Annotated in this window: 11 protein-coding genes; 6 read left to right on the plus strand and 5 right to left on the minus strand. The window is 45.2% G+C overall.

What is annotated here, in order from left to right; all coding sequences use genetic code 11:
- Positions 1–130: 130 nt before the first annotated feature.
- From htpG to rppA, 3 genes are all read right to left on the minus strand, one after another.
- Entirely contained in the window at positions 131–2,119 is a 1,989-nt protein-coding gene (htpG, locus tag QUA57_RS02345; RefSeq protein ID WP_333059241.1) for a molecular chaperone HtpG, read from the minus strand.
- A 264-nt stretch (positions 2,120–2,383) separates the two neighbouring features.
- Entirely contained in the window at positions 2,384–3,715 is a 1,332-nt protein-coding gene (gene rppB / locus QUA57_RS02350) for a two-component system sensor histidine kinase RppB (protein WP_333059242.1), read from the minus strand.
- Between the two features lie 409 nt (positions 3,716–4,124).
- Entirely contained in the window at positions 4,125–4,814 is a 690-nt protein-coding gene (gene rppA, locus QUA57_RS02355; protein WP_333059243.1) for a two-component system response regulator RppA, read from the minus strand.
- A 207-nt stretch (positions 4,815–5,021) separates the two neighbouring features.
- Between rppA and QUA57_RS02360 the strand changes: the two genes are divergently transcribed.
- The 3 genes from QUA57_RS02360 to QUA57_RS02370 all read left to right on the plus strand — a co-directional run bounded on the left by QUA57_RS02360 (position 5,022) and on the right by QUA57_RS02370 (position 8,241).
- Complete coding sequence (locus tag QUA57_RS02360; RefSeq protein WP_333059245.1) at positions 5,022–6,026, plus strand: multicopper oxidase domain-containing protein; 1,005 nt, start codon at positions 5,022–5,024, stop codon at positions 6,024–6,026.
- Positions 6,027–6,186: 160 nt separating this feature from the next.
- Positions 6,187–7,218, plus strand: a complete 1,032-nt coding sequence (locus QUA57_RS02365; protein ID WP_333059247.1) for a helix-hairpin-helix domain-containing protein — start codon at positions 6,187–6,189, stop codon at positions 7,216–7,218.
- Positions 7,219–7,296: 78 nt separating this feature from the next.
- Positions 7,297–8,241, plus strand: a complete 945-nt coding sequence (locus QUA57_RS02370) for an FTR1 family protein (RefSeq protein ID WP_333059248.1) — start codon at positions 7,297–7,299, stop codon at positions 8,239–8,241.
- Between the two features lie 114 nt (positions 8,242–8,355).
- On the opposite strand, the gene QUA57_RS02375 is transcribed toward QUA57_RS02370, so the two are convergent.
- Positions 8,356–8,835, minus strand: a complete 480-nt coding sequence (locus QUA57_RS02375) for a hypothetical protein (RefSeq protein WP_333059249.1) — start codon at positions 8,833–8,835, stop codon at positions 8,356–8,358.
- Between the two features lie 39 nt (positions 8,836–8,874).
- Positions 8,875–11,988 (minus strand): efflux RND transporter permease subunit, encoded by a 3,114-nt coding sequence (locus tag QUA57_RS02380; RefSeq protein ID WP_333059251.1) that lies wholly within the window; start codon positions 11,986–11,988, stop codon positions 8,875–8,877.
- 206 nt (positions 11,989–12,194) lie between these two features.
- Here QUA57_RS02380 and QUA57_RS02385 point away from each other — a divergent pair, with 206 nt between their 5' ends.
- The 3 genes from QUA57_RS02385 to QUA57_RS02395 are packed head-to-tail and all read left to right on the plus strand — an operon-like array spanning position 12,195 to position 13,488.
- On the plus strand, positions 12,195–12,932 hold the full coding sequence (locus QUA57_RS02385) for a TIGR04255 family protein (RefSeq protein ID WP_333059253.1): 738 nt from the start codon (positions 12,195–12,197) through the stop codon (positions 12,930–12,932).
- Entirely contained in the window at positions 12,932–13,225 is a 294-nt protein-coding gene (locus QUA57_RS02390) for a hypothetical protein (RefSeq protein WP_333059254.1), read from the plus strand. Before QUA57_RS02385 ends, QUA57_RS02390 begins: the two co-directional genes overlap by 1 nt.
- Positions 13,222–13,488, plus strand: a complete 267-nt coding sequence (locus tag QUA57_RS02395; protein ID WP_333059255.1) for a hypothetical protein — start codon at positions 13,222–13,224, stop codon at positions 13,486–13,488. Before QUA57_RS02390 ends, QUA57_RS02395 begins: the two co-directional genes overlap by 4 nt.
- Positions 13,489–13,530 lie beyond the last annotated feature (42 nt).

The raw sequence follows: 13,530 nt of genomic DNA on the forward strand, positions 1-13,530 counted from the left end.
AGCATTTCATTATACCCGAAGGAAGAAGGAAGAAGGAAGAAGGAAGAAGGAAGAAGGCTTGACTTATCCCTTTACCAATAGAAATAGACTCTTACTCCCCCCCTTAGCAAGGGGGGGTTGGGGGGGTTAATTACATTGCACGTTCAGTCAATTTTGTCAAGACTTGATTCGATCGCTCGACAAAATCCTTCATCCCTTCAGCATCGAAACCCTTCTGGGCCATCAAAGCCAAGTCGTAAACGTGGTGACAAATCATACTCGCCAACTGACTTGACGGAGACTCCCCGCCGCCTTGAATAATCGCACCCTGACTCAAACTCGCCAGATTTTGAATCAGCGGGTGAGAGGTATTCACCAGCAAAACGTGTTCTTCGGGGAATTCGGCGGCTTGCTGCTGCAAAAGCGCCGTCATATCGCGCATCCGGCGCAAAGCTTCCGGCAAAAGTACGATCGCAGGTGGCGTCGCCTCCGCAGAGTCAGACTTCAAAGCTTCTGTGCGAATGTTCACTTTCGGCTTATTGAGAGCTTTTTGGAACATCTCTTTAACTTGTTCGCTGCGAGTTTTATTCGTCGCCGGATCGACGATTTCCGCTTCTTTCTCTTTGTCAATTAGCGTTTCGTCGATGTCGGAATCAACCCGCGAGAATTTGACATCTGAGTATTCTCTTTCCAAGAAGCTGATAAAGTGCGTGTCGATGAAAGAATCCATAAACAGCACTTCTAAACCTTGGCTTTTGTGCATTGCCACGTAAGTTGCTTGAGACGCCGGATCTGTACAATAAAAAACGCGATTTTCGTGGCGTTTTTGATTGCGTTCCAAATACTCTTTTAGAGTCGTGTAAGGCTGGGTGGAACTAGAATTTTCCGACTTCGGAGTGACATCTTGCCACAAATCTCCTTCCTCACTTTGCACCTGAACTTCTGGTGTTACAGTTTCTGGCTTCTCGGCTGTTGGTTCGTAGGTGCTGCGGTAGATTAAAATATCTTCGACTTGCTTTTTGAACTTGTCATCGTTGAGAGTTCCGAACTTGACAAAAGTGCCGATATCTTGCCAGCAGCGGATGTATTCGTCACGGTCGTCGCGGTAGAGTTCTTTCAGGCGATCGCCCACTTTTTTCGCAATATAATCAGCGATTCTCCGCACAGTGCGATTGCTTTGCAAAGAACTGCGAGAAACGTTCAGCGGAATGTCGGTACTGTCAATAACGCCCCGCAGCGGCATCAAGAATTTCGGGATAATTTCTTCGCAGTGGTCGCTGACAAAAACCTGGTTGCAGAATAGCTTAATATTGCCTTGGGTAACATCGACATCCGGGCGCAGTTTGGGAAAGTAAAGAATCCCGTTGACAATGAAAGGATAATCTGTATTCAGGTGTACCCACAACAGCGGCTCGTCTTGGAACGGGTAAAGGTAGCGGTAGAGTTCCAAGTAATCTTCTTTTTGCAAATTGCTGGCTGAGTCCCGCCAAATTGCTTTGTGCTTGTTGAGTTCCTCTCCCTCAAATTTGATGGGAACTGGCATGAAATCGCAGTAAGTTTTGATTAACTGCTTAATGCGAGTCGGTTCTAAATATTCTTCTTCTTCGTCTTGGAGGGTAAGAGTAATAGTAGTGCCGCGTTCCGTGCGGGAAGATTCTGATAGTTCAAAAGCGGGAGAACCGTCGCAAGACCAGTGTACTGCTTGGGAGCCTTCTTGGTAAGAAAGAGTATCAATCTCTACTTTCTTCGCCACCATGAAAGAAGAGTAGAAACCTAGGCCGAAGTGACCAATGATTGCGTCGTCGCCACTGCCTTGGTATTTTTGAATAAATTCTTCTGCGCTGGAGAAAGCGACTTGGTTGATGTATTTTTTTACCTCGTCGGGGGTCATGCCGATCCCGTTATCGGAAATTGAGAGGGTTTTGTTTTCTTTGTCGATCGCTATGTTGATTTGCGGTTCGCCCATGTCGCCGCCGTATTCGCCGGAACGGGAAACCATTTTGAGTTTGGCAATGGCATCGACGCCGTTAGAAATTAGTTCCCGCAAGAAGACTTCGTGGTCAGTGTATAGCGACTTCTTGATAATCGGGAAAATATTTTCGGTATGGATTGAGATTGTTCCCTGTTCTAAAACTGTCATAATTTTTCTCTCTGATGACTGCTAATTGCTTAGAAATAGCTATTTAATGATTTTCGGCGATCGTGCTCTCTTCTGCAAAAGGGATTACCACAAAAAGATGATTCGGTTTTCCCCACATCTTGCACAATTCTCAATTAGCCTTTCACGGGCGGGTTCTCCTGTCCAACCCCTACTCCCCACAAGATATTTCAATTTTTGTGGAACAGGCCCAAAAGCCTGTTAAGCGAACATGGTGCAAGATGTCAGTTGCCCTCACATAGTAGCTCACAAAGGCAACTGCAGGAGAAAGGTGCTGCCGGAACCCAATTCGCTGCGGGCGCTGAGGCTGCCGCGGTGTGCGCGGGCGATGGTTTGGGCGATCGCCAATCCCAGTCCCGAACCGCCGGTATTGCGCGAGCGATCGCTGTTGACTCGGTAGAATCGATCAAATATTCGCTCTAAATCTGCCGCCGCGATCCCAATACCGGTATCTTGAACCTGAACGATCGCCTCGATGTGATTGCAATCTAAAATAACTGTTACTTTCCCGCCCGCCGGAGTGTATTGAATGGCATTAACAATTAAATTAGCAACTAAGCGATAAAGTTGGTCGGAATTGCCGACAACATTTAATTGCTGTTGCACCCGCACGGACGATGTTAGGGCTACCTTAGAAGCGATCGCCATTGCTGCCAATTCCTCGACTAAATCGCTCACCAAGTCATTCAAACAACACAATTGAGGGCGATCGCGTATCGCCTGATTATCCATGCGAGCCAGCAGCAGCAAATCAGCAACTAACTGAGTCAACCGTCGGTTTTGGCGATCGATCGTCCGCAAAATTTCCCGCGCTTCTTTTTCATCTAATTGAGGCGTCAACAGGGCCGATTCTACTGTCGCCTGGGAAGCCGCTAAAGGCGTTCGCAATTCGTGGGCTGCATCCGCTGTAAACTGTTGAATTTGTCGGTAGGAAGAGTAAATCGGTTTCATGGCCAATCCTGCCAACAACCAACTAGCAAAGCCTATCAAAATCAATGCTGTAGGCAATCCTAATTTCAAAACCCATTTCACTGTACTGAGATAATCATTGAAGTCTTGCAGGCTCCTGCCAACTTGAAAATATCCCCAATCTTGCTGTGTTTGGGTGTGTAGCGCTACAGAAATTTGGTGGTAAACATTGCCTTTAGTGTCAGTTATTGTTTGCCAGTATTCGGAGTTAAATTGGAGGGGTAATTCTTCGGGATAAGCGCCTGCTGTAGCAATTAATTTCCCCGAATAATCAAATAAACGAATATAGTAATAGCCTTGGTTGATAGCGCTTAAAATATGGCGGCTTGGCAACTGTTCTTTAATGCCTTTAACTCCAATTAGCCGGAGGTTGGGCAAAAGTTCGTTTACTATTGGCTCCAAGCGTCCGGGCTGCTGCAATTTGAGTTCTAGGCTGTCGTGTAGCGTCCCCGCTACCGATTCTAATTCCCGGTCTATGGCTACCCAGTGAGCGTGGGCGATCGCCTTATATACGCCAAATCCCAACAAGCTTAAAATCAAACCCATTACAGCCGCATAGGAAATGGCTAATTGCCAGCGAGTTCGGTTAAATAGTTTATTTTGATTCATTTAAACTTAGATTTTATATAATTTATAACGAAGACCAACTGTTACAAATAAGGGCGAAATTTTAGGTATGTAGTTGCGCTTCAGCGCTCTTAGCTAGCTCTGTCCGGCGTCTTAAATCTGAACCATACAAAAAGCCAAAAACCCCTATTTCACGTTCCGATTTTTGAGACTTCAATCAAGGAAGATTGCTTGGGGGAGCTTGGACTCAGAATTAAAACGCTGAAACTTAGTAGGCTCGTTACTCATTTTGACCCGGCTAAGCGTTCTTAGCTTAGGAAAGAGCGCTGAAGCGCAACTACATACCTTTGTGCCAGTTGGCCTTAGTCCTCTAATTGTTAAGAACAGGCAAGATGCCTGTCCCACAAAAATTAAATTTTATTGTGGAGGCGAGCGGAGAACCCGCCCTACTTTAATTTCTCATGCGGTATCCGACGCCGTGAACGGTTTCAATTAAATTCGCGCCGCCAACCGACTCAAGTTTGCGTCGCAGCAAGCGCACTTGAGCTGCTACCACATTGCTAAAGGTATCTGCACTCGCCTCCCATAGCTGATTCCGAATTTGGTCAGTGGTGATAATTTGGTTGGGATGTTTCATAAAGTATTCTAGCAGTTGAAACTCTTTGTTTGTTAGAGCAATTATCTGGCTGTTGCCACTTCGATCGAGATGGCACACAGTTCGATTTCCGCAGTCCAAAACCAGATTTCCTACCTGTAGCTGTTGCGGTTGAATTTGGGGCGATCGCCTTTGCAAAGCCCGCAATCTTGCTAACAGTTCCGCCATTCCAAACGGTTTAACTAAATAATCGTCAGCCCCGGCATCTAGTCCCGCAACTTTATCTTCCATTCGGTCTTTGGCTGTTAGCATCAAAACGGGCAGTGCGCTATTTTTAGCACGCAATCTCCGCAGCAGTTCCAATCCTGACAATCCTGGTAGCAACCAGTCAAAAATAGCTAGGTTATATTGCGTCCACTGACTGTCTAAATATTCCCAAGCTTCACTGCCATCTAGGGCCCAATCAACTATATATTTTTCCTGCTTTAAAGTGCGATCGATCGCTTTCCCTAAATCTGGCTCATCTTCAACTAACAAAACTCTCATAACTCTAATTTATAGCGGTAAATCCTTATACATTGTTAGCGATCGGCAGCATCTACCCCAATCTTTAAGCTCACATACTGAGATGAAATCAGCATGAAATATTCTGAATTCGCAGAAAAAGAGAACAGTTGACAATTATTGACAACAAGCTGGTAATGTCTTATAATCTACCACGAGTAAATTTTTGAGAAAAATTTTCAATAAGTTATGACAGATTTATCCGATCGTCCCGCCATTAAAAAGGCTGGGCGCTGGAGTCGCCGCCAACTGCTACAGCTAGGAATAGCTGGGGCTGGGGTAGCGGGCGGCGCGATCGCACTTCAAAACTTGACTCGCAAACCGACATCAGCCGCGAGAATACCGCCCATCCCCGCAGATGCACTCACCGTCAGCAATATTAACCCGATGCAAATTGCGCGGGATTTTGATTACGGCACGGTGACGCGCGAAAACGGGCGCACGGTACGCGAATTTCGCCTGGAAGCTAATACTTCGATCGTCCAACTTAACAGCGCCGTCGCTTTCAACACCTGGAACGTCAACAATCGCGTGCCGGGGCCGACATTGAGGGCAACTGAGGGCGATCGAATCCGCGTCATTTTTTATAACAAAGCCGGACATTCTCATTCGCTGCACTTTCACGGCGTTCATACCAGCGAAATGGATGGCGTTAAACCAGTGAAAAACGGTTCGGTATTTATTTATGAATTCGATGCCAATCCTTACGGATTGCATCTATATCACTGCCATATTGAACCCGTAACTCGCCATGTAGGTAAGGGACTATATGGAATGTTCATCATCGATCCGCCAAAACCCCGCCCTCCCGCCGATGAAATCTTATTAATCATGGGAGGATACGACGTAAACGACGACGAAAAAAACGAACTTTACGCTTTTAACGGGTTGCCCAATTATTACATGAATAACCCGATCCCTATTTACAGAAATCAGCTAATCCGGCTGTACGTTCTCAACCTGATTGAGTACGAAGCGGCAGTAACCTTCCACCTGCACGCCAACTTTTTTGACGTATATCGCACGGGAATGACTTTAACTCCCAGTGAAAGAACCGATGTAATCACAATGGGAGTAGCTGAACGGCATATTTTAGAATTTACCTACGGCTACGCTGGAAAATTTATGTTTCATCCCCATCAAGATGCGATCGCCGAAGCAGGCTGCATGGGGGTATTTGATGTCATCACTTAAACCAAATCCTGCTACCACGGTGCGCCGATTCAAATAAAGTATGAAATTATTTGACAAGCTCGATCGCAAATAGGTAGAATGAATAGCTCGCAAATAATTGAGAATTATTCTTAATAACTTGCGAAACCAAAGGCACATAACGTAAAAATTAGCAACTGCCATGTTATCCACATTTCGTTTATTACCTAGAGTCACTGCTACAGCCATCCTCGTTGCTCTAGCTGGTTGCGCTTCCCCCACAGCCAGCAACACCGACAGTACACCCTCACCCGCTGCCACAGCCAGTCCCGCATCCACAAGCGGTCACAGCGGGCATCACGGCGGCAAAAAAGGCGGCATCAACATCAATACTGCCATTCTTTCAGAGTTAGATAAACTTGAAGCCAAGTTAGGAGTGCCGGCACTTTCTAACAAAATTCAAGCCAGCCGCCCTTACGGAAAAGTCGAAGAATTGGTTTCAAAAAATGTCATTACTCAAGCGCAATTCGACCAAATCAAAGACTTGGTAACTATTGAAAATGTGGTGCTGACAGGCGAACCCAAAGATGTAGACTACATGACTAAACTTGGCTTGATGAAAGGGCATCTTTTCGTAGCCCAAGAACTCTTGGATCAAGGCAAACCAGACCAGGCAGAACCGCACATCGGGCATCCAGTAGAAGAAATTTATGCCGATGTGGAAGATCAGCTAAACGAGCGTAAAATTCCTGAATTTAAGGCTACTTTAATTAAATTGCAGGATTTAGTTAAAGCGGGTGCAAAAGATCCGGCTCAAGTCAAAGCGGAATTTACCACATCAATGCAAGCAGTTGATGGAGCAATTGCCGCCCTTCCCGAAACGCAGCGAAAAGATCCGAAATTCGTGCTGCAAGTGATTAACGGCTTGTTGGATACAGCTAATTCCGAATACGGAGCTGCAGTTGCTAACGGCAAAATTTCCGCAATAATTGAATACCAAGATTCGCGGGGTTTTGTCATGTACGCGGAAAGCCTGTACAAAGATATCGCCGAGCAAGTGGCTAAAACTAGCCCGCAAATCGATAAAGCAATTGTTGCCAACATGACTGAACTTAAGACAAGTTGGCCCAGTGCGATCGCGCCTGCGGCCCCAGTAAAAACGACCGAACAAGTCAACCAGCTAGTTAAAGCGATCGAAAGCGACAGCCAAAAAGTTGTCAAACCCGCATCTTAAAAAAGTTAACTCAAACCGCCAACGGTAATTGGTAAAACAAATTACCAATTACCTCCAGATATTACCTCAACTAAAAAGATGAATTTTAGCGAAGCATTGCCCACATTTGTAATTACTCTCCGCGAAGGAGTCGAAGCCGCCTTAGTTGTCGGAATCGTTCTCGCTTGCCTCAAAAAGTCGGGACAAAACTATTTAAGCCCTTGGGTTTTTGGGGGTGTTGGGGTTGGACTTATTGCCAGCGCTTTGATAGGTGTACTGTTGGTCTGGACGATGCAAATTTTGTCCGCATCCAATCAGCCTTTTGCACCGATTATGGAATTGCTGCTAGAAGCAATCTTTGGGCTGATAGCGATCGCAATGCTGAGCTGGATGCTGATTTGGATGACCAAGCAAGCGCGATTTATGAAAGCCGAAGTTGAAGGCGCTGTAAGTGCAGCTTTAACGCAAAACTCTCATGCCGGTTGGGGCGTATTTAGTTTAGTTTTTATTGCTGTTTTGCGCGAAGGGTTTGAAACTGTTTTGTTTGTCGTCGCCAAGTTTCAACAAGGCATTATTCCAGCCCTCGGCGCTTTGGGCGGCATTCTCTCAGCCACCGGATTTGGTGTCCTGCTGTTTAAATGGGGAGTCAAAATTAATATCCGCCTGTTTTTCAAATATATGGGCATTTTATTGCTCTTCATTGTAGCGGGTTTAGTGGTCTCTACTTTGGGACTTTTTGACAGCGCGATAAATATTTTATCGCAAACAAATCGCGAATCAGCAGCAATGTGTTTCTATTACGAAAGATTTACTAAAATCCACTCTTGCATTCTCGGGCCGATGGTCTGGAATACCTCGCAACTGCTTCCCGAAGACAAGTTTCCAGGTTTGTTGTTGAGTGCGCTGTTTGGCTACACGGATAAGCTATATGTCGTGCAGGCGATCGCTTATTTCGTCTTTTTAATTACCGTGGGCGGCATCTACTTCCAAAGTTTGGCAGGTCGAGTGTTTTTCCCATTCAAAAAAACCCAGGCAAGTAAATAGGAAATTAAGTGCGATCGAAATACGATCGGCTTTTTAGTGGAAATGCAGGAGGCAGTTGTTTGTTGCTAATAACTAATGCGCCCATAAGTTAGAGCGCATTAGGAAATCAGCTATCTATTGATTGAAGGTAAAACGACCGTCAACTTTTTCTCCGTTAATATCCGCAGTAACTTTCACGGGATAACTTCCTGCATCTTTGCCGGGAAACACCACAGCGTAATGTTTGCCCTCAGCATCATACTTGAGAGCTAGGGTTTGCTGCTTTCCATTCGGCAACTGCACTTGAGCCGTCACTTTGGCGTTAGGAACTGGTTCCTTTTTCTCCCCTTTTTGCAAAAAAACATCTAAATGAGTTCCGGTAGCTTCTTTTTCAGTTACAAACTCTAAATAGTAAGCTCCAGACTTTACAACTTGCCCCCCTTTAGTTGCTGTTGCAGGAGCAGTGGCGGGAGTAGAAGACGCAGGTTGAGAGGCGACAGGAGGGGAGGCTGGAGTGCTATTTGGATCGCTTGCTTGGTCGCCTTTACTGCAAGCTCCCAAAAACAGCAATCCGACACTACCTAGAACAATTAAATTTGATTTGAGCGATTTCATTGGTTTGACTCCTTGCTGACGGACACTTATTAGAAAATATCACACATTAACTCTCTTCCCCTCTTCAATAACTGGCTGAGGTTTTTGAGGTAGTAAAAATTTCCCAAATTGAGCATACAAAGCTGGCAAAACTAACAGAGTTAGGGCTGTAGAAGTAAATAATCCTCCTAAAACTACTACTGACAGAGGTTGCAAAATTTCCTTGCCCGCCCCGCCTTCAAAGACTAAAGGTGCTAAACCCAAAGCTGATGTTAAAGCGGTCATCAGGATGGCGTTGAGCCGTTCCATCGAGCCTTTAATAATTGCTTCCTTAAAAGGCATTCCCTCGGCAAATTTAGTGTTGTAGTTGTCTACTAATAACAAGCCGTTGCGAGTGGCAACGCCAAATAAAGTCACAAAGCCAACTAAAGAAGCTACAGAGATGATGCCGCCCGTCAAAGCTACCGCAATTACTCCTCCCACTAATCCGATCGGCAAATTAATCATAATCATAGCAGTTGAAGCGATAGACTTGACCGACAAGTACATCAATACTGTAATTACCAAAAAGGCGATAGCGCTAAATATCATAATATTTTGCGAAGCTCTTTGTTCTGCTTCAAATTGACCGCCGTACTGGATAAAATACCCAAAAGGCAACTCTACCTCTCGTTTTACTTTAGCTTGAATTTCATTCACAACCGATCGCAAATCCCTACCTTTAGCATTAGCAGCCGCCACAATCAAGCGAGAAACATTCTCGCGGTTAATCGTATTTGGGCCAGTACCGTATTTTACTGTAGCAACTTGGGCGAGGGGAATCTTGTTGCCGCTGGGAGTATCAACCAACAAATTCTGAATAGTTTCTAAGTTATTTCTGGCTTCAGGCTGCAACCACACAACTAAATCAAAAGTTTGCTGCACCTCCAAAACTTGAGAAACTACTTTGCCGTTTAAAGCTGTCTCAATTATTTCAGAAAGCTCTCCAATTTTCAAACCGTATCTACCCGCAGCTTGACGGTTAAACTTAATTTGAATTTGTTGCACTGGCACCTGCGGTTCGAGTTGCAAATCCACAATGCCTTCAACTGTTTTCATTTGCTCTTCTACTTTGGCACCGATGCTGCGAAGTTGATCCAAATCCGGGCCAAAGATTTTGACAGCAATCTGACTTCTGACACCAGATAAAACCTCATCCATCCGGTGAGAAATAAAACCGCCGATATTTGGTGCAACTCCCGGCAATTTAGCAAACTCCTGGCGCAGCGATTCCAAAGTTTTCGGTCTGTTTTTCATGCCCTCCTCGCTTAAACCGATATCAATGTGAGCTAAATTGACTCCCGCAGCATCAGCATCTCCCGGAGCTCTGCCCGATCGCACTTGCACGTATTCAAACCTGCCATCATCCTTAAGTGCATCTTCAATAGCAAAAGCCGCGCTATCTGTTGTTTCCAAAGACACGCCAGGATAAAGCATAATAGTATTCACCAAAGTTTGCTCCTGAAACTCCGGTAAAAACACCCGTCCAAAGGAAGGCAAAATAATTAATGCAGCCACCATGCTAGCAGCAGCTAAAGCTAAAATAATCCCCGAAAATCGCATTGACAATTGTATAAAAAAATGATAGAGGCGCTTGCAAAATCTCGGCAGCCAAGGTTCCGCAGCACTCATACGTTTGGTAGGCAACAAAATAGCGCAAAGGGCCGGAGATATTAACAGCGACTCCAGGCTAGAAATCACAACAACTACCAAGTAAGTAATCCCCATCGGCGTAAAAATTCGACCTTCTACACCGGGCAAAGTAAAAATTGGCGAAAACACCACAATGCCAATAACAGTCGCTCCAATTAACGAATCGCGCACCTCCTGACTGCCATCAAAAATCACATCCATCACCGGGCGCGGATGAAGCGAAGACCTATTTTCTCTCAAGTTGCGGTAGGTATTTTCGGCATAGACGATCGCATCGTCGATCGCAGTGCCGATCGCCACCGACAAACCCCCCAAAGTCATCGTATTTAATCCCAGCCCCAGCCAATACATCGCCAGCAGCGCCAACAGCCAAGTCAGAAAGAAATCCAGCAAAACAACCGCCAGAGTGCGCCAATTCATCAAAAACGGGATGAGAATAAGGGTGACGATAATACTGCCTTCAACTAAAGCCGATCGCACATTCTCCACCGACGAATTAATATATTCTTCCTGTCGAAAAGTCACAGTAACTTTAATATCTTTTGGCAGAGCTTGCTGCACCTCAGCCATTGCTGCCTCAACCGCTTTAGTTACCGTCGGAGTATCAGCAACGGGCTGTCTGTTTACCATCACAATTACAGCTTTTTTGCCGTTAAAACTGCCGTCGCCCCGCTTGATTGCAGCACCAATCTTGACATCAGCTACATCACCAATTCTGACGGGCGTTCCTTGCCGAGAGGCGATCGCCGATTGCTGCAAATCTTCCACAGACTCAATCCGCCCCACCCCCCGGATTAAAGTTTCTCGATCCGGCGTAATTAAATACCCCCCCGGCGCGTTAACATTCGCAGCAGCAGCCGCTTCAGCTACTTGCTGCAACGACACATTAAATGCTTTCAACTTAGCAGGTTCTACTAATACTTGATACTGCCTTTCTTCGCCTCCGTAAGCCACCACTTGAGCAACCCCAGTCACTGCCAAAAGGCGATTTGTGACTTGCCAGTCAACCAGACGGCGCACTTCCATCAAAGGAGTAGTTTCTGATGTAAAAGCATAGGTAATAACAGTGCCCACAGGAGAAGTTGTAGGAGAAATTTGCGGTGTTTCTACTCCGGCGGGGAGTTTGCTTTGCGCTAGCTGCAACCGTTCTGTTATCAACTGCCGCGCTTGATAAATTTCAGTTCCCCAATCAAAGATTACCTTAACCGCAGAAAGACCCACAGCCGAAGACGATCGCACTGCTGTCACCCCAGGAGTTCCATTAATTGCACTTTCGATCGGCAGTGTTACCAAAGACTCGATTTCTTCCGGCGCGAGCCCCGGTGCTTCCGTCTGAATTTCGACTTGCGGGGGTGCAAAAGGAGGGAATACATCAAGCGACATTTGGGGGATGATAGAAAATGTCCACAGACTAACAATAATGGTGGCGATAACGACTAGCCAGCGGCGGTTAATTACCCATCTAAGAATAGTGCTGAACATTTTCTGATTTTATAGAGGTGATGACTACCAGCCACCGTTGGGCGATCGACGTTAAATAGCCATTCAATTTACGTTGACACCCAAAAATGAAATTAGGATGAAATCTTTTAACTTCCAACCTTGATTAATAAGTCATCTAAAATTTCAAATCTCAAATGATATAACCTGTCTTGCTATTTTTGACAAGGCAGCTTACAATAGTTATTATGCAAGCATCAAAACACTACTCGCACGCCCCAATCACCGAAGCCTTGATTGATATACAAGTTAAACTTCCACCAGAAGTTAAACTTGACAATTTGGCGCAGGTGTACTCCAGCATTCAGGCTGAGTATCCTCAGTGTGAAGGAGTGTTACTTTTTCAGGGACAAATGATGGCAGGTGCTAGTGTTGGGGCAACAGCCAGCCAATCTCCTATTGGCTATAGAGCCTCCCGCAACGACCAAAAACAAATTCTTCAACTGCGTTTAGATGCTTTCGCATTCAGTCGGCTTGCCCCTTACGACTGTTGGGAAAATTTTCGGGATGAAGCAAAACGACTGTGGAATATCTATCACTCACTGACACATCCAGAAGCAATTGTTCGTTTAGCACTCAGGTATATTAACAGGCTAGATATTCCTTTACCGATTGGCGATCTCAAAGAGTATTTGAGGACATTTCCGGAAGTTTCCGCTGACTTGCCACAAGGATTAAGTGGCTACTTTATGCAGCTACAAATTCCGCAAGAAAACTTGGGAACAATGCTGGTTCTCAATCAAACAATAGTTCCACCTCCCACACCTGATTTTGTTTCTATAATATTGGATTTAGATCTATTTATGGAAGGAGATATTCCTTCTAATGAAATAGAGCTTTGGCACATTTTAGAACAAATGCACGAACAAAAAAACATAGCTTTTGAAGCTTGTATTACAGAACGCACAAGGGAGTTGATTAACTGATGGCTACAATTACCCCCCTACGTCCAAATGGCGTTTCACCATCCTCAAAATTGCTGGTGGTAGAGCCAAAAGCCACACCTCAATTACAAAGTCCTGAAGGACGAAAAATCGCAGCACTAACTGATGAATTATTGCAGAATTTAACAGTTGTAAAACAATACTTACCAACTCTAGAAAGCATTGGCAAAATAGACTTGCAGCCAGTACCGCCAAAGCGTTCGGAACGAGTAATTATGCGCGCTCAGTTCAAAGGGCGTAAAAAACCTCTGCCGTATATTTTCGATGAAGCATGATCGTAGAACCTTTCTGGCAGCAGGTAAATGAATCAACACTCAGGCAAGGTGATTACCTGCCTGGGTGTCTCGTACCAATACCAGTATTTGATCCAACAAAGTTTGGAAAAAATAGTGAAATTCAAGACGTACAAATAGAAGTTAATGAACTAGATCTAATTGTTCTTACGCAAAGCTGCGATCTGGAGAGTAAAAAAGTAGCTCAGGTAGTGCTCTGTGCAATTTACCCCAATACGGTTCAGTTAAGGCTCAAACCCTGGTAAATTAGGTATTGTTTCCAAAAATGGAGAGTAAGTTAGCGTGCA

Origin of the sequence: Microcoleus sp. Pol7_B2 (genome assembly GCF_036701035.1) — a bacterium.
In the GTDB taxonomy this organism is placed as follows: domain Bacteria; phylum Cyanobacteriota; class Cyanobacteriia; order Cyanobacteriales; family Microcoleaceae; genus Microcoleus.